The organism is Psychrobacillus sp. FSL H8-0484, from assembly GCF_038005325.1.
In the GTDB taxonomy this organism is placed as follows: domain Bacteria; phylum Bacillota; class Bacilli; order Bacillales_A; family Planococcaceae; genus Psychrobacillus.
Genome location: NZ_JBBOSZ010000001.1, coordinates 3,966,741 through 3,989,749 on the forward strand (window position 1 = coordinate 3,966,741; position 23,009 = coordinate 3,989,749).

The following is a 23,009-nucleotide window of genomic DNA, read 5'->3' on the forward strand; positions in this document are numbered from 1 at the left end:
GTGTCAGCTCGACTCCTGCGGGAAAGCGAGACAGACGAGACCCTATGGAGCGTAAGAGAGGAAGGAAGGCTAAAGGCACCTCATCCTGAGGCGACGCCTTCATGACCAACATCGTGTTGGCCTAAGCGGCTCGGCGCTCGCCCGCGGAAAGCGAGCGGTAAGCATCGGAAAACCTGAGTTGGACAATGTAGAGTAGAAAATAATATACTTTCTTATTCTTTAAGAAATGCTCATAGCTCCTTTTAAGCGCCTCTTGTCCTTTGCCAATTCTAGTGTGCTTTGGACACACATTCACTATACTAATATCGTGGTTTTATTAGAGAAGTACCGAGTAGAAAAGCATATCCTTCTTATTCCTCAAAAAAAAAGAAAGAATTGCCCCATGTTAAGTTTTCTAGACTTTTACGGGGCATATCTTTCCTCTTATAATGATTCGTTTACAACCTTGCGGTAATAGCCTACTGATAGCAGGGCAAAAATTGAGTATAAGATTACATATACACCCATCGTAATAAGCAATGGAGTAACTAACTCTGTACCGAACATCATCCATCCAGATTTGACAGCAAAGTAACTATGCGCAAGTCCAATTACTAATGGAACGCCGAAGTTAAATACCTGCTTCATGTAAATACCCTTCATCAAATCTTTCTTTGAAAATCCAATTTTACGAAGCACTGTATAAGAAGCACGTTCTTCTTCTGCTTCCGTCATTTGCTTAAAGTATAAAATGCTGCCGGTCGTCATTAAAAATGCAAGCCCTAAAAATCCTGTAATGAAAATAACTAACCCAAACAGTTCTAGCGTTGATTGTCTATAAGACTCTTGTGAATCTTGAGATACACTTTCACTTGCACCATTAGCATTCACATACTTGAAAGTCCCCCCATTTGTCGATTCTTTATACAGTGATTGAACCTCTTTTATTTTTGTTTTATCTGCTAAGTCAATTCCAACTTGTTTCGTCCATCCCGTCTGTTTTTGTACAATTGGATCGTTAGTAAGTAACTCAAACAGCTCATCTGTTACTACAAGAACTGGGCCAGCGTAAGTAACTCTGTAGCTTAATAACGGCTTTTCATCTAGTTTTTTGATTTGTACAGTAACATCACCAGCACTTGTCTTTATGTGTACAGGCTTATTGTTCTGAAACGGCATAAATTCTGCTAGCACTCCAGAATAACCTACAAAATAGCCTTCTCCTTCTTTCAGCTTGAATTCTGGCATTACCTTTTGAACTTCACTATGCTTCATAACTACCGTTTCGCTAGATTTAGGATCTATATTTACCCCTGCAGGTATATCCTTCTCGAGGATCTCTGACATATCAAATAGTACTGATAGAATAGAGAAATCCGTTTGCTTGAATTCAATCTTTTCTTCCTTCAAACGTTCTGTAAATGCTTGGCCTTGATCATTTAATAAGATAAAATCGTTAGGCACAGATCGTTGTGCATTTGCGGATGCTGAATAATAAGAAATGTACGATAGAGACAAGATTGCCAGTGCAAATGCCGACATTACCGTTATGAGTGTAAGAGACTTCGCATTTCCTTTCATACGGTGCATGATTGGCGTTAGAGACAATACATCGACAAGCGATAAGTGGCCTCTTTTTTTCTTTCTTATTATATTCATCAAAAACGCAACAGAGAAACGGAAAACAAAAAAGGTTCCTCCAATTGTCGTTCCTAATATAAGAATCATTCGAATGAATAAGGCATTCGCATTTGGACTATCTATCTCAAACAACTTCGTCGACAAATAATAGCCATATGCAATGGATACAAGACCAATAAATCCAAGAAACATTTGGAATGCATTAAAACGTTTCACTCGGGTATCTGCTGTCTTGCTTGCATTAAACAAGCTAAGCAAAGAAGACCTACGAATCATAAATGACGTTTGGATTAACACAACAATTAATAAAATTGCAAATACAGACAAAGTCATTTGGAGTGCTTGTGTCGAAAATGTCATTGTCACTAATGCCTCTTTTTCTAGAAGGCGCAACAAAATCATTGTAAATAATCGCGAAGTTAAATATCCTATTCCAACACCAATTCCAATTGCACTACACCATAAAACAACGCTCTCTAAAGCTAGTAATCGAATAACAAGTCCTTTAGACATACCGATTAGTTGGTACAACCCAATCTCTTTACTACGTCTCTTCATAAATAAATGATTGGCGTACAAAACAAAGAAAACAACGACAAACATTAATACATACGATGCAGCTTTTATTCCTGCAGTCATTTTGACTCCACCTGAAATACCTAACACACTTGGATTATATTGCAATGTGATAAATGAAAAGTACAATGTCACACTGAAAATCAGAGCAAAGAAATACAAATAATAATGCTTAATGTTTTTCTTCATACTTCGTAAAACTAATTGACTAAGCGTCATAACCATCACCACCAAGCACACCTTGTGTATTCATAATATCTTGAAAAAATACCCTGCGATCCTTTTCCCCTTTATAAAGCTCCGTATATAGTTGTCCGTCTTTTAAAAACAAAACTCTACTACAAAAGCTCGCAGCTACCGGATCATGCGTAACCATCATAATTGTCACTTTTTTATCTCGATTAATCTTTTCTAAATTACTTAATAGGGCTGTTGCAGACTTCGAATCGAGTGCACCTGTTGGTTCATCTGCAAAAACAATCGAGGGATTCGTTATTAATGCTCTTGCAGCTGAAGTTCTTTGTTTTTGACCACCAGAAATTTCATTTGGATATTTAGAAGCTAATTCTTTTATATCAAGTAATCTAGTAATTTCATTAAAACGATGTTCAGCATCTTTTTTCGATACTTTACTTATAGATAAAGGCAGTAAAATATTCTCTTTCACCGTTAATGTATCTAGCAAGTTGTAATCTTGAAAGATAAACCCTAACTGCTCTCTACGAAAGCTAGATAACTCACGTTCTTTCATCTTTCTTAAATTGTTTCCAGCAATCTCAATAACGCCTTCGGTTGCATGATCAATTGAACAAAGAACATTTAGGAGAGTCGTTTTCCCTGAACCCGAAGGACCCATAATCCCTACAAATTCTCCCTCTTTCACCTCCAGATCAATCCCCTTTAGCACTTCTTGAGCATTTACTTTTTTACCATATACTTTTTTAATTTTACGTCCACATAATATCGTCATTTCCGTTCCTCCTACCACTTTATATACCTATTGTACCGTTTTACTTTTCATCTTTCGTTTGATTTAGATGACAAACGAAAAGAGTAGATGACAATTTTGTCACCTACTCGAAATTTGAAGAAATTCATTTTTGAGGGGAAAGCGTAAAGAGAAAGTAGAACCAACACCTTGCTCCGATTGAACAAATATTACTATACCTAACTTTTCTGCTGCATTTTTAGCTAAATATAAGCCCATTCCTGTTGAAGCTGTTGTGAGACGACCTGTTAATCCAGTAAATGATTTATCAAAAATACGGGGTAAATCGGCCTGACTAATCCCTATACCTTCATCTTTAACATGCAAAATAACATGACCCGTTTCTTCTTTTGACGAAAAAATATGTATTTCCGCATTTTCCATGCTATATTTCACTGCATTAGACAATAGCTGGCGGATAATAAAGGAGAGCCATTTTTGATCGGTTAGCACTTCCTTATTCAAATTATCTAAGTCAAATCCAATTCCCTTTTCCAAACACCATGCTTGTAATTCTTTAATTTCTTTATGTACAATTTTTTGAAGCACAACAGATTCAATCATATTATCTCGTTCAATAGCAGGAAGACGTGTATGATGCAATTGCTGGTCTAAAAGCAAGTGAATACGGAGCCATTGTAGCTCCAGCTTTTTTTGTGAAGAAGGATTGTCTAGTGAATCAATCATTAATTTCATCGCAGTTAATGGTGTTTTCACTTCATGAATCCATGTAAGTGTACGGTCATATTCCTCTGAAAACTCCACTCTTACACCATTCAACTCTTCTCTACTCTTTAATATCATCTCTTCCATTGATTTAGAAATAAGCCTTTCAAATGGGGAATTTCCATCTGGAATAGCACTCAGAAAACTATCTACTTCATTTTCTGCCTGCCTCTGTAAATCATTGAGCTTTCTTAAATAATTTGTTTCTGCAAAAAAACGCCATGTTAAGAACACGATGAACAATAATATATTCACACTATTAATATATCGAATAGAAACATGACTAAAGGTTATATCTAAAGTCAATATAAAGTTTAGCCATATTTGTAAAATAATAAAAAATAGAATCCACGCTTTCTTTTCTTTTAAAAATAATAACAACAAAATAGACTATTCCTCCTTTGTAACCGCCATATACCCTAACCCCTTTTTCGTCAAGATGACCTCAACTAAACCTATTTCCTCAAGTTTTATTCGTAATCTATTTACATTGACGGAAAGTGTATTATCATTAACGAATCTTTCATCGTCCCATAATTTTCTCATTAATTCATCGCGGGACACGATTTTATTTACAGATTGCAGTAATACTCTTAGTATAAACAACTCATTTTTTGTAAGTTCTACAGACTGGTTTCCTCTTGTAATATGGCTCCTCGAGAAATCAATAACCGAATTATTCCAGTGTGTAATGTCTACACGCTCTTCACCATAATCATATGTTCTGCGAAAAGTAGCCTGCACTTTCGCAAGAAGTACATCCATATTAAATGGTTTTTGAACAAAATCATCTGCGCCCATTTGCATTGCCATCACCATATCCATTGGATGATCTCGAGAAGACAAGAATATTATCGGTACTTTTGAAATATGTCTAATTTCTCTGCACCAATGAAATCCATCATATGCTGGAAGCTGAATATCAATAATAACAAGTTGTGGCTTTTCATCAATAAAACTATCGATTACTTCTTGAAAATCAGATGGTCTACAAACATCAATTGACCATTGAACAAATCTTTCTTTTATCATATCAAATATAGACTGATCATCTTCAATTAATAATATTTTTGCATTCAACAGTATCACCTCTATAAGACTAGTTTACACTATTTTTTTGCACAAAAAAAATCCATCTCGTCGTCACGAGATGGATTTTAGCTTTTGATTTATAGATTACTTAGTAATAGTAGCAACTACACCAGCGCCTACAGTACGTCCACCCTCACGGATAGAGAATTTAGTACCTTCTTCAAGAGCGATTGGAGAGATTAGAGAAACGATCATTTCGATGTTATCTCCAGGCATAACCATTTCTACGCCTTCTGGTAAGTTACAAACACCAGTTACGTCAGTTGTACGGAAGTAGAACTGAGGACGGTAGTTTGTGAAGAATGGAGTATGACGTCCACCCTCTTCTTTTGATAAAACATAAACTTCAGCTTTGAAGTCTGTGTGTGGAGTGATTGAGCCTGGTTTAGCTAATACTTGTCCGCGTTGGATATCTTCACGCGCAACACCACGAAGAAGAGCACCAATGTTGTCTCCAGCTTCAGCATAGTCAAGAAGTTTACGGAACATTTCAACACCTGTTACAGTAGTTGATTTTGCATCTTCATTGATACCAATGATATCAACAACGTCTCCAACTTTAACTTGACCACGTTCAACACGACCAGTAGCAACTGTACCACGACCAGTGATTGAGAATACATCCTCAACTGGCATCATGAATGGTTTTTCAGTTTGACGTTCTGGAGTTGGGATGTAGCTATCTACAGCGTCCATTAATTCAACGATTTTTTCTTCCCATTCTGGCTCTCCTTCAAGAGCTTTAAGAGCAGAACCTTTAATTACTGGAATATCGTCGCCTGGGAAATCGTATTCAGAAAGAAGGTCACGAATTTCCATTTCAACTAATTCAAGAAGTTCTTCGTCGTCTACCATATCACATTTGTTCATGAATACAACTAGGTAAGGAACACCTACTTGACGAGAAAGAAGGATATGTTCACGAGTTTGTGGCATTGGGCCGTCAGCAGCAGATACTACTAAGATTCCGCCGTCCATTTGTGCAGCACCTGTGATCATGTTTTTAACATAGTCAGCATGTCCTGGGCAGTCTACGTGAGCATAGTGACGTGATGCAGTTTCATACTCAACGTGAGAAGTATTGATTGTGATTCCGCGCTCTTTTTCTTCAGGAGCGTTGTCGATGTCAGCGTATGATTTAGCTGTACCACCCATTTTTTTAGAAAGAACTGTAGCGATTGCTGCAGTTAAAGTTGTTTTACCATGGTCAACGTGTCCGATTGTACCAACGTTAGCATGCGTTTTTGAACGGTCAAATTTTTCTTTAGCCATTATAGATTGCCTCCTCAGTAATTGTGTGATTTTTTATGATAAAAGGTAGAGGGCGTACGTCCCCCTATCTTTTATACACTACAAATTAGTTATACTTGAATATTGGTGAAAATTCAATTATTCACCTTTATTTTTTTTGATAATTTCTTCAGAAATTGATTTTGGAACATCTTCATAGTGATCAAACACCATTGAGAATACTCCGCGACCTTGCGTATTAGAACGTAAAGCCGTTGCATATCCGAACATTTCAGAAAGTGGAACCATTGCACGTACTACTTGTGCGTTACCACGAGCGTCCATACCTTCAACGCGTCCACGACGAGATGTAATATCTCCCATGATGTCTCCTAAATATTCTTCAGGAATAACAACTTCAACTTTCATGAGTGGTTCAAGAATTACTGGGTTTACTTTAGATACAGCATTTTTCAATGCCATAGACGCAGCAATTTTAAATGCCATCTCATTCGAGTCAACATCATGATAAGATCCGTCGTATAATTTTGCTTTAATATCGATTAATGGATATCCAGCAAGTACACCATTGTTAAGCGCGTCACGAAGACCTGCTTCAACAGCTGGAATGTATTCACGTGGAACTACCCCACCGACAACAGCATTTTCAAATTCAAAGCCTTTTCCTTCTTCGTTTGGAGAGAATTCAATCCAAACGTGTCCGAATTGACCACGTCCACCAGATTGACGTACGAATTTACCTTCAACTTGTGCTGAAGAGCGGAAAGTTTCACGGTAAGATACTTGAGGAGCACCTACGTTAGCCTCTACTTTAAATTCGCGACGCATACGGTCAACTAAGATATCAAGGTGAAGCTCACCCATACCAGCGATGATTACTTGACCAGTTTCTTGGTCAGTATGAACGCGGAATGTAGGATCTTCTTCTGCTAATTTTACAAGAGCAGCACCCATTTTATCTTGATCAGCTTTAGATTTAGGTTCAACAGAAAGTGAGATAACTGGTTCTGGGAATTCCATAGATTCAAGAATTACTAGAGCTTTCTCATCACAAAGTGTATCACCTGTTGTTGTATCTTTTAAGCCTACAGCTGCAGCGATATCTCCAGCGTAAACTTGTGAGATCTCTTCGCGAGAGTTAGCATGCATTTGTAGAATACGTCCTACACGTTCACGCTTACCTTTTGTAGAGTTTTGTACGTAAGAACCAGATTGTAGGGTACCAGAATACACACGGAAGAAAGTTAATTTACCAACATAAGGGTCAGTCATAACTTTAAACGCTAATGCAGAGAATGGTTCTGAATCGTCAGAATGACGTTCCACTTCTTCTTCTGAATCTGGATCGATACCTTGCATAGCTGGAATATCAAGTGGTGATGGAAGGTATGCAACAACTGCGTCTAGAACTTTACGAACACCTTTGTTTTTAAATGCAGTACCACACACTACTGGATAGAATTCTACGTTTAATGTACCTTTACGGATACCATTAACTAATTCTTCGTTCGTGATTTCTTCACCGTTTAGATATTTTTCCATCATATTTTCGTCAAGTTCTGCTACCGCTTCAACTAATTTTTCACGGTATTCTTCTGCTTGAGCTTTATATTCTTCTGGAATTTCTATCTCTTCCATATCAGTTCCTAAATCATTAGGATACATAGTAGCTGTCATTGTTATTAAGTCAATAATTCCACTAAAGTCATCTTCAGAACCGATTGGTAGTTGAATTGGATGAGCGTTAGCTTGTAAACGGTCGTGAAGAGTTCCTACAGAATATAGGAAATCTGCACCCATTTTATCCATTTTGTTAATGAAAACAATACGTGGTACGCCGTAAGTTGTAGCTTGACGCCATACTGTTTCTGTTTGTGGTTCAACACCAGATTGAGCATCTAGTACTGTAACCGCACCATCAAGTACACGAAGTGAACGTTCAACTTCAACAGTGAAGTCTACGTGACCTGGTGTATCGATAATATTTACACGGTGATTATCCCAAGCAGCTGTTGTTGCAGCAGAAGTGATTGTAATACCACGTTCTTGCTCTTGCTCCATCCAGTCCATTTGTGACGCACCTTCATGAGTTTCACCAATTTTATGGATTTTCCCAGTGTAAAAAAGAATACGCTCCGTAGTAGTCGTTTTACCAGCATCGATGTGAGCCATGATCCCGATATTACGTGTTTTTGCTAAGGAGAACTCTCTAGCCATATTGTATTTCTCCTTCCGATTCGGATTAAAGTATGATTTTTAGATAAATCCTACCAACGATAGTGTGCGAAAGCTTTGTTAGCTTCTGCCATTTTGTGCATATCTTCACGTTTCTTAACTGAAGCACCAGTGTTGTTTGATGCGTCAAGAATTTCGTTAGCTAAGCGTTCTTCCATCGTTTTTTCTCCACGAAGACGTGAATAGTTAACTAAGTAGCGAAGACCTAGAGTTGAACGGCGATCTGGACGTACTTCAACCGGCACTTGGTAGTTTGCACCACCAACACGACGAGCGCGTACTTCAAGAACTGGCATTACATTGTTTAATGCAGCTTCGAATACTTCTAAAGCATCTTTACCAGAACGTTCTTTTACAAGATCAAACGCTCCGTATAGGATTTTTGAAGAAGTACCTCTTTTACCGTCCACCATCATTTTGTTGATTAAACGAGTTACTAGTTTCGAATTATAAATTGGATCTGGTAACACGTCACGTTTGGAAACAGGACCTTTACGAGGCATGTGTTTTCCTCCTTTCGACGAATGTCTAATTATTAATTAAATTATTTTTTTACTTTCGGGCGTTTTGCACCGTATAAAGAACGGCTTTGCATACGACCAGTAACACCAGCTGTATCAAGAGCACCACGTACGATATGATAACGTACCCCTGGTAAATCCTTTACTTTTCCTCCGCGGATAAGTACAACACTATGTTCTTGTAGGTTGTGCCCTTCTCCTGGAATATAAGCTGTAACCTCTAACGTATTTGTTAAACGTACACGCGCATATTTACGAAGTGCCGAGTTAGGTTTTTTAGGTGTCATAGTACCAACACGAGTACAAACCCCACGTTTTTGTGGAGAGTTAAGATTTGTAGCAGATTTTTTAAAGCTGTTATAACCTTTTCCTAAAGCTGGAGATTTTGACTTCGTGATTTTGGATTGACGAGGCTTACGTACCAATTGGTTAATTGTAGGCATCGATTATTCCTCCCTTCATTTGTTCTTTTAATACCACACATCCAGGTGGTTCATTTTTTGGGTAAAAACAAAGTCTTTGTGATTTACACAAAAACTGTTACACAGTAATAGCTACTACCGATGCGCCTAGGCGCAACCCACAAGCCCTACCAAGATCTATTTTAGACTCAACATAGTGAATGAGAACATTGTTTTCTATAGCGGTTAATCGTGCTAGTCCAATGATTTGTTCTTCTACATCAAGTGCAATATAAACTTCTTTGACAAGCCCTTTTTTCATTGCTTTTACTGCTTGCTTTGTACCTATGATTGTTTTTTTCGCTTGTTTTACTTTTTCATAAGACATTTTCATATCCTCCAAAGCTACAAGTCCGATAACTATCAACCTTAAATATATTATCATTCCTTGAAATAGGTGTCAATAGTTTTCATAAATATTAGGGAGAATCTTTATGGAATTCTCCCTAATATTAAATTATTTACTCTGCAATTACTACTTCTTTTTCAGTATCTTGCTCATTAGTAGAGATTTGAATTTGACGATAACGTTGCATACCGGTACCTGCTGGAACTAGTTTACCGATAATTACGTTTTCTTTCAATCCTAATAATTCATCACGTTTTCCTTTAATCGCTGCATCTGTTAAGACACGAGTCGTTTCTTGGAAGGATGCTGCAGATAAGAATGATTCTGTTTCAAGTGAAGCTTTTGTAATACCAAGGATAACTGGGCGACAAGTTGCAGGGATTTTACCTTGTAATACTGCATCTTTGTTCGCTTCAGCAAATTGATGAATATCAAGCAACGATCCCGGAAGTAGTTCCGTTTCTCCTGCTTCAATAACACGAATTTTACGAAGCATTTGACGTACCATCACTTCGATGTGTTTATCACCAATTTCTACCCCTTGCATACGATAAACTTTTTGTACTTCTTTTAATAAGTACACTTGAACAGTAGATACATCTTTTACTCTTAACAATTCTTTTGGATCAATAGAACCTTCAGTTAATACCTGACCACGTTCAATCACATCATTCAGTTGAACTTTTAGACGTGCATTATATGGAGCAAGGTATTTACGAGTTTCTACATTACCTTGAATTGTAATTTCTTTTTGGCCTTCTCTAATTTCATCAATTTCAGTAACAATCCCTGAGATTTCAGATATAACAGCTTGACCTTTTGGATTACGAGATTCGAAAATCTCTTGGATACGTGGAAGACCTTGTGTAATATCGTCTCCAGCAACCCCACCTGTATGGAATGTACGCATCGTTAACTGTGTACCTGGTTCACCGATAGATTGAGCTGCAATAATACCAACTGCTTCTCCAACCTCTACAGTATCTCCAGTTGCTAAGTTTAGACCGTAACATTTTTTACATACGCCGTGTTTTGTATTACATGTAAATGCCGAACGAATTGTTAACTCTTCGATACCAGCTTCTTCGATAATACGGGCAGCATCTTGTGTAATTAATCCGTCTTTTTCTAAAATAACTTCATTTGTAGTCGGATGGAAGATTGTTTTCTTCGTATGGCGACCAACAATACGTTCACCAAACTCTTCAATCACTTCCGTACCTTCCATAAGTGAGCCAATTAGTAGTCCACGGTCTGTTCCACAATCATCTTCACGAACGATCACGTCTTGTGCTACGTCAACTAGACGACGAGTCAAGTAACCTGAATCGGCTGTTTTTAGAGCTGTATCGGCAAGACCTTTACGAGCACCATGTGTGGAGATGAAGTATTCAAGTACTGTTAACCCTTCACGGAACGATGACTTAATCGGAAGTTCGATAATTCGACCAGCCGGATTGGCCATAAGTCCACGCATACCTGCAAGTTGAGTAAAGTTGGATGCATTACCACGGGCACCTGAGTCACTCATCATGAAGATTGGATTCGAGTTATCAAGAGATCTCATCAGTTTTTCTTGAATAACTTCTTTTGCTTTACTCCAATGTCCGATTACGCTAGCGTAGCGCTCTTCTTCCGTGATTAAACCACGACGGAATTGTTTCAAGACTTTATCTACTTTAGCTTGTGCTTCTTCAAGAATTTCACCTTTGTCTGGAAGTACGACGATATCAGAGATACCAATTGTAATACCAGCTTTAGTAGAATACTTAAATCCTAGTGCTTTCATGCGGTCTAGCATTTTAGATGTCTCTGTAATATGGAAACGTTTAAACACTTCCGCAATGATGTTACCAAGAATTTTCTTCTTAAATGGTTGAACAAGGTCCATAGATTCAATGTGTTCTTTCACATTAGTTGTTGTAGACACAAAATATTTTGCCGGTGTTTCAATTTGTAAATTGAAATCGGTTGGTTCGTTAATATACGGGAACGTTTCTGGAAGTATTTCATTGAAAATTACTTTACCTACAGTAGTTAACAATAACATCTTGTTTTGTTCTTCCGTAAATGTTTGATTATTTAATGATGATGCAGCAATTGCAATACGAGTATGCAAATGTACATGACCAGTATTGTAAGCAATTAGCACTTCTTCTGGACCATAAAAAGTAGAACCTTCTCCTGCTGCACCTTTACGTTCAAGCGTTAAGTAATAGTTTCCTAAAACCATATCTTGAGAAGGGGTAACAACTGGTTTTCCATCTTTTGGATTCAAAATATTTTGTGCTGCTAGCATTAGTAAACGTGCTTCCGCTTGCGCTTCTGCAGATAAAGGAACGTGAACAGCCATTTGGTCACCATCAAAGTCAGCGTTATAAGCTGTACATACTAATGGGTGAAGACGAATCGCACGACCTTCTACTAATGTTGGTTCGAATGCTTGAATACCTAAACGGTGAAGAGTTGGTGCACGGTTTAATAAAACCGGATGCTCCTTAATTACATCTTCTAATACATCCCAAACTTCAGAATGCATACGTTCAATTTTACGTTTCGCACTCTTAATGTTGTGAGCCAACCCACGTTCAACTAGTTCTTTCATAACAAATGGCTTAAATAATTCAATCGCCATTTCTTTTGGAAGTCCACATTGATACATCTTCAAGTTTGGTCCTACTACGATAACCGAACGACCAGAATAGTCTACACGTTTACCAAGTAAGTTTTGACGGAAACGGCCTTGTTTCCCTTTCAGCATATGAGAAAGTGATTTTAATGGGCGGTTACCTGGTCCTGTTACAGGACGACCACGACGACCATTGTCAATCAAAGCATCAACAGCTTCTTGTAGCATACGTTTTTCGTTTTGAACAATGATGCTAGGAGCACCAAGATCAAGTAAACGTTTTAAACGGTTATTACGGTTAATTACACGACGATATAGATCGTTTAAATCAGATGTAGCAAAGCGTCCGCCGTCTAATTGAACCATTGGACGTAATTCTGGTGGAATTACCGGTAGTACATCTAAAATCATCCAATCTGGTCTATTTCCTGAGTTACGGAAAGATTCTACTACTTCTAAACGTTTAATCGCACGTGTACGGCGTTGACCTTGTGCTGTTTTTAACTCTTCTTTTAAGCTTTCTGCTTCGCCTTCTAAATCAAGTTCTTGAAGTAGACGTTTAATAGCCTCTGCACCCATAGCAGCTTGGAACTTAGTACCAAACTTATCACGGTATGCACGGTATTCTTTTTCAGAAAGTAATTGTTTCTTTTCAAGAGGTGTGTCCGCAGGTTCAATTACTACATAAGAAGCAAAATAAATTACTTCTTCAAGTGATCTTGGAGACATATCCAAAATAAGACCCATACGGCTTGGAATACCTTTGAAATACCAAATATGTGATACTGGTGCAGCTAATTCGATATGTCCCATACGTTCACGACGGACTTTCGAACGCGTTACTTCGACTCCACAACGATCACATACTACACCTTTATAACGAACTCGCTTGTATTTACCACAATGACATTCCCAGTCTTTTGTAGGACCGAAAATACGTTCACAGAATAAACCATCTTTTTCAGGTTTTAATGTACGATAGTTAATCGTTTCAGGTTTTTTTACTTCCCCATAAGACCATGAACGGATTTTATCAGGTGAAGCTAAACCAATTTTCATATACTCAAAATTATTAACGTCTATCAAGGAGCCTACCTCCCTTTAGTCTTGTGTCTTTTAAGTTAAAAGACTTTCCAAGTAGCTCTGCATTATGCAATTTTATACGGAAATACGGACAGGTATCACCTGTCCGATTTTTATTCTTTATTCCACAGTTCCAACTGGTTCTTCTTCTTCTTTTGCTAAAGGCAAAATCCCAAGTGCATCAGCTGCAGGAATATCGTCATCTTCATCTAAATCACGAAGTTCAATTTCTTCTTCGTCAATTGTTAACATCTTAACGTCCATACCTAAACTTTGTAATTCCTTAATCAATACTTTGAATGATTCTGGAACTCCTGGTTCTGGTACGCTTTCTCCTTTAACGATTGCTTCATATGTTTTCACACGTCCAACAACGTCATCAGATTTAACTGTTAAGATCTCTTGCAATGTATAAGCAGCACCATATGCTTCAAGTGCCCATACTTCCATCTCTCCGAAACGTTGTCCACCAAATTGCGCTTTCCCTCCAAGAGGTTGTTGCGTAACTAATGAATAAGGTCCAGTAGATCGAGCATGAAGTTTATCATCTACCATGTGGGCAAGTTTAATCATGTACATAACCCCAACAGAAACGCGGTTATCAAATGGTTCACCTGAACGACCATCATAAAGCGTCGTTTTACCATCACGGTTTAGTCCAGCTTCTTCCATTGTGTTCCAAACATCTTCTTCGTTAGCTCCATCAAATACTGGTGAAGCCATATGAACGCCTAACAGTCTAGCAGCCATACCTAAGTGTAGCTCCAATACTTGACCAATGTTCATACGAGAAGGTACCCCAAGTGGATTTAACATGATATCAACTGGTGTGCCGTCTGGAAGGAATGGCATATCTTCTTCTGGAAGGATACGCGAGATAACCCCTTTGTTACCATGACGTCCGGCCATTTTATCCCCAACAGAGATTTTACGTTTTTGAACGATATAAGCACGAACTAATTGGTTAACGCCTGGAGATAACTCATCGCCATCTTCTCGATTGAAGACTTTTACGTCTAATACAATCCCGCCAGCACCATGTGGTACACGCAGAGATGTATCGCGAACTTCACGAGCTTTTTCACCGAAAATAGCGTGAAGCAGACGTTCTTCCGCAGTAAGTTCTGTAACTCCTTTTGGTGTTACTTTCCCTACTAAAATGTCACCATCGCGAACTTCTGCACCAATACGGATAATTCCTCGGTCATCTAAGTTGCGTAATGCATCTTCCCCGACATTAGGTATATCTCTCGTAATTTCCTCAGGTCCAAGCTTCGTATCACGTGATTCTGATTCATATTCTTCAATGTGGACTGAAGTATATACATCATCTTTCACAAGACGCTCGCTCATAATAACAGCATCCTCGTAGTTGTATCCGTCCCATGTCATGAAGGCTACTAGCACGTTACGTCCTAAAGCTAGTTCTCCTTGCTCCATAGAAGGCCCATCTGCAAGAATATCCAGAGGTTTTACAAGATCTCCAACTTTAACAATTGGACGTTGGTTAATAGATGTTCCGTGGTTAGAACGTTCGAATTTGTGTACTTTATAGGATGTTAAATCACCTTTAACTTCCTTACCATCGACTTCTTCAATGCGTCTAACACGAATTTCTTTCGCTTCAACGTGCTCTACGATTCCGTGGTACTTCGCAATAACGGCCGCACCAGAATCACGTGCATTTACATGTTCCATACCAGTTCCCACGAAAGGAGCTTCTGGGTTTAACAAAGGAACAGCTTGACGTTGCATGTTCGCTCCCATTAGTGCACGGTTGGAGTCATCGTTTTCTAAGAAAGGAATACACGCTGTCGCTGCAGAAACTACTTGTTTCGGCGAAACGTCCATGTAATCTATTTGTTCTTTTTTAAATACTGTGTTATCTCCACGGAAACGACCTACTACTTCTTCTTTTAAGAATTCACCATCATCCGATAATGGAGAGTTAGCTTGTGCAACCACATAGTTATCCTCTTCATCAGCAGTCAAGTAGTCAATTCGTGAAGTTACTAAGCCTGTTTCAGGGTCAACTCGACGATATGGAGTTTCAATAAATCCAAATTTATTCACTTTAGCAAAGCTTGAAAGTGAGTTAATCAGACCAATATTCGGTCCCTCAGGAGTTTCAATTGGACACATACGACCATAGTGAGAGTAATGAACGTCACGTACTTCAAAACCAGCACGTTCACGCGTTAAACCACCAGGTCCAAGCGCTGAAAGACGACGTTTATGCGTAAGTTCAGCAAGTGGGTTTGTTTGGTCCATGAACTGAGATAATTGAGAACTACCAAAGAATTCTTTAATAGACGCAATTACTGGACGGATATTAATCAGTTGTTGTGGAACGATTGCTTGTGTGTCGTTGATAGACATACGCTCACGAACTACACGCTCCATACGAGAAAGACCAATACGGAATTGGTTTTGTAGTAACTCCCCTACTGAACGTAAACGACGGTTACCAAGATGATCGATATCATCCGTGTTTCCAACGTTAAATAAAAGGTTGAAGAAATAACCAATAGAAGAAACAATATCAGCTGGCGTAATATTTTTTACTTCAGTTTCAACATACGCGTTACTAATAACGTTGATTTCTTTTTGGTCTTCATCATTTGGTGCATATATTTTAATGGATTGAACAGTAATATCGTCTTCTAAAACTCCACCAACTTGGGAGAATGTTTTGAAGCCAATTCCATTTTCTAAATGAGGGATTAGTCGATCTAATACTCGGCGATCGATAAGCGTACCCGCTTCTACTAATATCTCACCTGTCTCAGGATCCACTAGCGTTTCCGCTACTGTTTGATTAAACAAACGGTTTTTTATATGCAGTTTTTTATTCATTTTGTAACGACCAACGTTGGCTAAGTCATAGCGTTTTGCGTCAAAGAAGCGTGAATATAATAAGCTCTTAGCACTTTCAACTGTTGGTGGTTCACCAGGACGTAAACGCTCGTAGATTTCAAGTAACGCTTTTTCAGACGTTTCTGTGTTATCTTTTTCTAGCGTGTTACGTAAATATTCATTATCACCAATTAAGTCGATGATTTCTTGATCTGATCCAAAGCCTAATGCGCGAAGTAAAACAGTTACTGGCAATTTACGCGTGCGATCGATACGAACGTAAACTACGTCTTTTGCATCGATTTCATATTCTAACCATGCACCGCGGTTTGGAATTACGGTAGCTCCAAAACCTTTTTTACCATTTTTGTCTGTTTTATCATGGAAGTAAACACTTGGTGAACGGACTAACTGAGATACAATAACGCGCTCAGCTCCATTGATAACGAAAGTACCAGTCTCAGTCATTAATGGGAAATCACCCATGAAGACATCTTGTTCTTTCACTTCATCCGTTTCTTTGTTGTGGAGACGTACTTTTACGCGCAATGGTGCTGCGTATGTAGCGTCACGTTCTTTTGATTCGTCGACTGAATATTTCGGTTCATTCAAACTATAGTCGACAAATTCAAGTGATAGATTGCCTGTAAAGTCCTCGATTGGTGAAATGTCTTTGAACATTTCACGTAAACCTTCCTCAAGGAACCATTCGTAAGATGCTGTTTGAATTTCGATTAGATTCGGAAGTTCAAGCACCTCACTAATACGCGCAAAACTTCTGCGTTGGCGGTGTTGTCCGTACTGAACTAGTTGACCTGTCAACTCATTCACCCCTCAATTAAAGCGATATTAGGTCTTTTCGATATGAACATTTTAGTGTATGATATCGAAAGACAAAAAGAAAACGAGTTCTTAATAAGAGCTCATTTTCGGTTAACCAAACTTTTTCTCGGCCAGTATACCCATTTTTACTAGCGTTTATTCAAAAGGGCATACGTCCTCAAAATAATATTTTTGCATTTTATTATAATATCATAGCGATTTTGTCAAGTCAATCTTTTGAAGCTTTTATAATCCAATAGCCTTTTTCTTTGCTTACAACTTCTACTTGACCAAAAATCTCCTCTAAAAAACTAAAAGTAGATGGTGCCCCTTGTTTCTTTTGAATCACAACCCACAATTCTCCCCTTGAAACCAACTTTTCATAGGAATCTTTGTAAAAACGGAAAATAGTCTCTTTTCCAGCGCGAATCGGTGGATTAGTTATAATAGCCGCAAAGTTTGCAGTGTTAACTGCTGACAACCCATCACTTTCATAGATTCGTACATTTTGTATCCCGTTAGCAGCAGCATTTTTTTCTGCAAGTTGGATTGCACGTGTGTTAACATCTATTAAATGAACTGTTCTTTCTTCATTTGCTTTTGCAACGGAAAGACCTATTGGCCCATATCCACAACCTATATCTAAAAAGTCTCCTTCAAGATCAGGTGCTTGAAAAGCATCGATTAATACACGGGAGCCAAAATCTACTTCGCTCTTACTAAATACACCAGCATCTGTTTCAAATCGAAAATTATGACCGAGCAATGTGAAATTCCAATGGCGAGGCTTACTTTCCGTTTGAGGTTTTCTAGAATAATAATGATCAGACACCGAATAACCCTCCACAATACATACGAAGAAAAGCCCGTCGTTTACTGACGAGCTTTTTTCTTCGAGCTGTACAAAAAATTACTTAACTTCTACGTTTGCGCCAACTTCTTCAAGTTGAGCTTTCATAGCTTCTGCATCTTCTTTAGATACGCCTTCTTTAATTGCTTTTGGAGCGTTATCTACTACTTCTTTAGCTTCTTTCAAGCCAAGACCAGTGATTTCGCGAACAACTTTAATTACTTTAATTTTTTGGTCTCCTGCAGATGCAAGGATTACGTCAAATTCAGTTTGTTCTTCAGCTGCAGCAGCACCGCCACCTGCAACCATTGCTACTGGAGCAGCAGCTGTTACACCGAATTCTTCTTCGATTGCTTTTACTAAGTCGTTTAACTCAAGAACTGTCATTGATTTGATAGCTTCTAAGATTTGCTCATTATTCATTTTATTTTCCTCCTATAATTGGATAGTTATTAGGCTAATAGCCTTTTTTTACTCGTTAAGCCGCGTAATAAATTATGCGCCTTGTTCTTCTTTTTGCTCTGCAACAGCTTTTGTTGCAAGTGCAAAGTTGCGTACTGGAGCTTGAAGTACTGAAAGAAGCATAGAAAGTAGACCTTCGCGTGATGGAAGTTCCGCTAATGCTTTCACATCTTCAGCAGATGCTGCAATACCTTCGATGATACCAGCTTTAATTTCAAGCTGTTCGTTCTTTTTAGCAAAATCATTAATGATTTTTGCAGGCGCAACTACGTCTTCGTTAGAAAATGCAACTGCGTTTGGACCAACAAGATATTCATTAATCCCGTCAATTCCAGCAATTTCAGTAGCACGGCGTGTAAGAGAGTTTTTGTAAACTTTGAATTCCACACCAGCTTCACGAAGTTGTTTACGTAGTTCTGTTACTTGCGTAACATTTAAACCACGGTAATCAACTACTACTACTGAAGCAGCAGCTTTAAACTTTTCTGCAATATCTTGCACTTGCACTTTTTTCGTTTCAATTGCTTTGCTCATTTTGGCACCTCCTATAAGAATTGGCCATTTATACCGACAAAAGAAAAGCCTCTGATCTACTGGTAGACACAGAGGCAGAAAGTCATCATCTAAAAAGAATCTGAATTTGCTTGTCCTCGGTAGGATATTAAGTGACATGTCACTCCTACTGTCTTCGGTACAAATGTATATTTCACAACAAAAGTCATCTTAACAGATAGACTTTTAGCTGTCAATTATTTTTTCACTGATTGAGCGTCAACTTTTACAGCTGGACCCATAGTAGTTGTAACATTTACAGACTTCATATAGATACCTTTAGCAGCAGCTGGTTTAGCTTTTTGAACTACATCAAATACAGCTAAGAAGTTTTCTACTAATTTGTCGTCTTCAAAAGAAACTTTTCCGATAGGAGCATGAATAATCCCTGCTTTGTCAGCACGGTATTCTACTTTACCAGCTTTAATTTCTCCGATAGCTTTTGTTACGTCAAATGTAACTGTACCTGTTTTAGGGTTTGGCATTAAGCCTTTTGGTCCAAGTACACGACCGATTTTACCAACTTCACCCATCATGTCTGGAGTAGCTACGATTACATCGAAGTCAAACCATCCTTGTTGGATTTTAGTAATGTATTCTACATCACCTGCATAGTCTGCACCAGCAGCTTCTGCTTCTTTTAGTTTTTCACCTTTAGCGAATACTAATACACGTTGAGTTTTACCAGTCCCGTTTGGAAGCACAACTGCCCCACGGATTTGTTGGTCATTTTTACGTGTATCGATTCCTAAACGGAAAGCAACTTCGACCGTTGCATCGAAATTAACTGTGCTTGTTTTTTTCGCAAGCTCGATTGCCTCTTTAGCTGAGTACAATGTATTGATATCAACTAATTTAGCAGCTTCTTGTAATTTTTTACCTTTGTTAGCCATTTAAAATGTCCTCCTTGAAGTGGTTTTAGCGGAATAAACCTCCCACGTGTAAAGGTTGCAGTCATCCTAAGGAACAACTACAACCTTCCAAAAAACAAATGCGTCATATCAAAATGCACATTAAGTATTAGTCTACGATCGTAATACCCATGCTACGTGCAGTACCTTCTACCATCAGCATAGCTGTTTCAACAGATGCTGCATTTAAATCTGGCATTTTTTGTTCTGCGATTTCGCGAACTTTATCACGTTTCACTGTCGCCACTTTTACGCGGTTTGGTTCACCTGATCCAGATTGAATACCTGCTGCTACTTTAAGTAACACTGCTGCCGGCGGAGTTTTTGTAATGAAAGTAAATGAACGATCTTCAAATACAGAAATTTCAACCGGAATGATTAGACCTGCTTGATCTGCAGTACGTGCGTTGAACTCCTTACAGAATCCCATGATGTTAACACCCGCTTGTCCTAATGCAGGACCAACCGGTGGCGCTGGGTTTGCTTTACCAGCAGGAATTTGTAATTTTACAACTTTAATCACTTTTTTAGCCACGAGACACACCTCCTTAAGTCCGTGATGTGGTAATTGGGTTGCCCCTCCCACTCAAATATCTGTCTCTCAGCTTTTCGCTGATAACATTAGAAAATTCATGCAGACGTATTTTTACGTCTGACCTTTGAAATGATACCACTTATCTGTTTTTTTCGCAAGTGTCAATAAAAATTATAATTTAATAACTTGCTCGAAGTCCAATTCCATGTTAGTTTCTCGGCCAAACATATCTACCGATACTGTAACTTTTCCTTTTTCTGCATCGATCACTTCTACTTTACCTTGGAAATGAGCGAATGGACCTTCTAGAACTTCTACTAATTCTCCAACACTAAAGTCTACTTCTACTTTACCTTCATTCATGCCCATTTGTTTTAACATGGAGTCCACTTCTTCTGGAGGTAGAGGTGTTGGCTTTGTTCCTCCACCTGAAGAACCAAGGAATCCAGTTACTCCTGGCGTATTTCGAACAACATACCAAGCGTCATCTGTCATAATTAATTCCACGAATACATATCCAGGGAAAGTTTTTCTCAAGACGACACGCTTTTTCCCATCTTTAAAATCTGTTTCTTCTTGTTCAGGGATAAATACGCGGAAAATTTTATCTTGCATCCCCATAGTTTCTACTCGTTTTTCCAAGTTTGCTTTTACTTTATTTTCATACCCAGAGTACGTATGAACGACATACCAATTTTTCTCCATATCATCAGGACTAAGCGTCCTTCCCTCCTTTTCTTAGACAAATGAAAAAACCCGTTCGATTACTATGACGGGCTATTTTTAGAAAATATTTACATGCTACGTTTTATAATGCTAAATACCAACGGAAAAGTTCTGAAATCCCTAAATCTACAATAGCAAAAAATATAGCCATTACTACAACTGTAGCTAGTACGACTACCGTATATCGCGTTAGCTCTTTACGTCTTGGCCAGCTTACTTTTCTCATTTCAGACATTACATTTTTAAAAAATCCACCAACATTAGCCATTTAGCTAAACCTCCACATGGAAAATCTATTTTACTCTCATATTCATAAAGTTTGTTTATGAAGTGTATGAGCGTTACAATGCGTGCAGTATTTTTTTCTTTCTATACGTATAGATGTGCTCTCTTTTGAAGTAGGGACCGTATAATTGCGGTTACCACATTGCATACAACTCAAGACAATTTTCTTAGTCATTTTATCACCTTTTCGGCGTATAAGTCTTTTTCAAGATTATCACCTTAGAGAAACGGTGTCAACAAATTCCCAGGCTTTACACATAATTACTACCAATCTCCATATAACGCTCCAACTTTCGCTTTACTCGCTGTAGTGCATTGTCAATTGATTTTACATGCCGATTTAATTCCTCGGAAATTTCTTGATAAGACTGTCCATCCAAATATAAAGCAAGTACTTGTTGTTCCAATTCACTTAAAATTTCACCCATCTTACCTTCCATGTAATCATAATGCTCTCTGTTAATGATTAACTCTTCTGGATCGTCGATAACAGAACCAGCAATCATGTCCATAAGCGTTCGATCAGATTCTTCATCATAGATAGGCTTATCCAAGGAAACATATGAATTTAGCGGAATATGTTTCTGACGAGTTGCTGTTTTAATTGCTGTAATAATTTGTCGAGTAATACATAACTCTGCAAAAGCTCGAAAAGAAGCTAATTTCTCTTCTTTAAAATCTCGGATCGCTTTGTATAATCCAATCATTCCTTCTTGGAGTATATCTTCCTTATCCGCTCCTATTAAAAAATAGGACCTACCTTTCATTCGAACAAATGAACGATACTTGGTAATTAAATAATCTAGCGCTTCAGTGCTCCCTTGATGAACCATCTCTACAAGCTCTTCATCTAGTAATCTATCCAATTGTTGTAGATCCAATTCTGTCTTTTCCAATGAAGTCACCTCAGCTAAATTATGAATATTTACCATAAGTATACAGGAAGAAAATTTACAGCGTCAATGAATCATTTCATTCCTCTTCGCCATTTTTCGAAAATTTCTGCAATTTCGTCAGATAATGGGATGGTCGAAGTTGGCTTATTCTCTTGTATATGCTTAACTTTTTTCGTAATATTCGATGAGATAGAAAACATTTCAATTTCAAGTTCTCTTGCAGATTTTCTTAGAGCTCCTTGCCCAAATATAACTCTTTGCTCCGTCATATCGGATGTTGCTACGTAAATTTGTGTTCTTCTATTACTTAATTCTAGCGTTAGCTTTTCAATTCGTTCATCAGCAGTTTCATTTTCTCTCGTATAAATTATTTCGACATCATTTTGTTTCTTTTTATTTTCTATACCGGGCACTAAATGTGCATCAAAAACAACAATCACTCGAATACCTGTAAATGCTTTATATTCTGCCATTAGCTCAATTAGTCGGTCTCTAGCGTCTAGTAATTTATCACTTTTTAATTTCCTTAACTCGCTCCATGCGCCGATGATATTATATCCATCGACAAGTAGAATCTGCATCT

Annotated in this window: 21 protein-coding genes and 1 other annotated feature; all 21 genes read right to left on the reverse strand. The window is 38.1% G+C overall.

Translation table 11 applies throughout. The features are described from left to right. Positions 1 to 423: 423 nt before the first annotated feature. Positions 424 to 2,415: an ABC transporter permease gene (locus tag MHH81_RS19610; protein WP_340924632.1), complete on the reverse strand. Its 1,992-nt coding sequence runs from the start codon at positions 2,413 to 2,415 to the stop codon at positions 424 to 426. Then, on the reverse strand, positions 2,405 to 3,166 hold the full coding sequence (locus MHH81_RS19615) for an ABC transporter ATP-binding protein (RefSeq protein WP_340924634.1): 762 nt from the start codon (positions 3,164 to 3,166) through the stop codon (positions 2,405 to 2,407). Before MHH81_RS19615 ends, MHH81_RS19610 begins: the two co-directional genes overlap by 11 nt. Before the next feature lie 99 nt (positions 3,167 to 3,265). Next, positions 3,266 to 4,294: a sensor histidine kinase gene (locus MHH81_RS19620; protein ID WP_340924636.1), complete on the reverse strand. Its 1,029-nt coding sequence runs from the start codon at positions 4,292 to 4,294 to the stop codon at positions 3,266 to 3,268. A gap of 6 nt (positions 4,295 to 4,300) precedes the next feature. Beyond that, the gene (locus MHH81_RS19625; RefSeq protein WP_340924639.1) at positions 4,301 to 4,990 is read right to left on the reverse strand and encodes a response regulator transcription factor; all 690 of its coding nucleotides are present in this window, start codon (positions 4,988 to 4,990) and stop codon (positions 4,301 to 4,303) included. A gap of 96 nt (positions 4,991 to 5,086) precedes the next feature. Next, positions 5,087 to 6,274: an elongation factor Tu gene (gene tuf, locus MHH81_RS19630; protein ID WP_340924642.1), complete on the reverse strand. Its 1,188-nt coding sequence runs from the start codon at positions 6,272 to 6,274 to the stop codon at positions 5,087 to 5,089. Positions 6,275 to 6,391: 117 nt separating this feature from the next. After that, positions 6,392 to 8,470 (reverse strand): elongation factor G, encoded by a 2,079-nt coding sequence (fusA, locus tag MHH81_RS19635; protein ID WP_340924645.1) that lies wholly within the window; start codon positions 8,468 to 8,470, stop codon positions 6,392 to 6,394. Positions 8,471 to 8,520: 50 nt separating this feature from the next. Further along, positions 8,521 to 8,991, reverse strand: a complete 471-nt coding sequence (gene rpsG, locus MHH81_RS19640; protein WP_340924647.1) for a 30S ribosomal protein S7 — start codon at positions 8,989 to 8,991, stop codon at positions 8,521 to 8,523. Between the two features lie 41 nt (positions 8,992 to 9,032). Then, a complete protein-coding gene (gene rpsL / locus MHH81_RS19645; protein ID WP_340924650.1) occupies positions 9,033 to 9,452 on the reverse strand; it encodes a 30S ribosomal protein S12 in 420 nt (139 codons plus the stop codon). Between the two features lie 97 nt (positions 9,453 to 9,549). Then, positions 9,550 to 9,798 carry a ribosomal L7Ae/L30e/S12e/Gadd45 family protein gene (locus MHH81_RS19650; RefSeq protein ID WP_340924653.1) on the reverse strand — a complete coding sequence of 83 codons (249 nt, stop codon included), beginning with the start codon at positions 9,796 to 9,798 and terminating at the stop codon, positions 9,550 to 9,552. 133 nt (positions 9,799 to 9,931) lie between these two features. Next, a complete protein-coding gene (gene rpoC, locus MHH81_RS19655; protein ID WP_340924656.1) occupies positions 9,932 to 13,534 on the reverse strand; it encodes a DNA-directed RNA polymerase subunit beta' in 3,603 nt (1,200 codons plus the stop codon). Between the two features lie 117 nt (positions 13,535 to 13,651). After that, a complete protein-coding gene (gene rpoB, locus MHH81_RS19660) occupies positions 13,652 to 17,209 on the reverse strand; it encodes a DNA-directed RNA polymerase subunit beta (protein WP_340924659.1) in 3,558 nt (1,185 codons plus the stop codon). 229 nt (positions 17,210 to 17,438) lie between these two features. Next, a complete protein-coding gene (locus MHH81_RS19665; RefSeq protein ID WP_340924662.1) occupies positions 17,439 to 18,041 on the reverse strand; it encodes a class I SAM-dependent methyltransferase in 603 nt (200 codons plus the stop codon). 78 nt (positions 18,042 to 18,119) lie between these two features. Then, complete coding sequence (gene rplL / locus MHH81_RS19670) at positions 18,120 to 18,482, reverse strand: 50S ribosomal protein L7/L12 (RefSeq protein ID WP_340924666.1); 363 nt, start codon at positions 18,480 to 18,482, stop codon at positions 18,120 to 18,122. Positions 18,483 to 18,554: 72 nt separating this feature from the next. Next, positions 18,555 to 19,055 carry a 50S ribosomal protein L10 gene (rplJ, locus tag MHH81_RS19675; protein WP_340924669.1) on the reverse strand — a complete coding sequence of 167 codons (501 nt, stop codon included), beginning with the start codon at positions 19,053 to 19,055 and terminating at the stop codon, positions 18,555 to 18,557. A gap of 32 nt (positions 19,056 to 19,087) precedes the next feature. Beyond that, positions 19,088 to 19,231, reverse strand: a sequence feature (ribosomal protein L10 leader region). 39 nt (positions 19,232 to 19,270) lie between these two features. Then, complete coding sequence (gene rplA / locus MHH81_RS19680) at positions 19,271 to 19,966, reverse strand: 50S ribosomal protein L1 (RefSeq protein ID WP_340924672.1); 696 nt, start codon at positions 19,964 to 19,966, stop codon at positions 19,271 to 19,273. Between the two features lie 127 nt (positions 19,967 to 20,093). Next, the gene (rplK, locus tag MHH81_RS19685) at positions 20,094 to 20,519 is read right to left on the reverse strand and encodes a 50S ribosomal protein L11 (RefSeq protein WP_340924675.1); all 426 of its coding nucleotides are present in this window, start codon (positions 20,517 to 20,519) and stop codon (positions 20,094 to 20,096) included. 171 nt (positions 20,520 to 20,690) lie between these two features. After that, complete coding sequence (gene nusG, locus MHH81_RS19690) at positions 20,691 to 21,224, reverse strand: transcription termination/antitermination protein NusG (protein ID WP_340924677.1); 534 nt, start codon at positions 21,222 to 21,224, stop codon at positions 20,691 to 20,693. Positions 21,225 to 21,327: 103 nt separating this feature from the next. Then, a complete protein-coding gene (gene secE / locus MHH81_RS19695) occupies positions 21,328 to 21,513 on the reverse strand; it encodes a preprotein translocase subunit SecE (protein ID WP_340924680.1) in 186 nt (61 codons plus the stop codon). Between the two features lie 42 nt (positions 21,514 to 21,555). Further along, positions 21,556 to 21,705 (reverse strand): 50S ribosomal protein L33, encoded by a 150-nt coding sequence (gene rpmG / locus MHH81_RS19700; protein ID WP_340924683.1) that lies wholly within the window; start codon positions 21,703 to 21,705, stop codon positions 21,556 to 21,558. A 76-nt stretch (positions 21,706 to 21,781) separates the two neighbouring features. Further along, the gene (gene sigH, locus MHH81_RS19705; RefSeq protein ID WP_445678113.1) at positions 21,782 to 22,426 is read right to left on the reverse strand and encodes an RNA polymerase sporulation sigma factor SigH; all 645 of its coding nucleotides are present in this window, start codon (positions 22,424 to 22,426) and stop codon (positions 21,782 to 21,784) included. A 71-nt stretch (positions 22,427 to 22,497) separates the two neighbouring features. Continuing rightward, positions 22,498 to 23,007, reverse strand: a complete 510-nt coding sequence (locus tag MHH81_RS19710; protein ID WP_340924686.1) for an NYN domain-containing protein — start codon at positions 23,005 to 23,007, stop codon at positions 22,498 to 22,500. Positions 23,008 to 23,009: the final 2 nt, after the last annotated feature.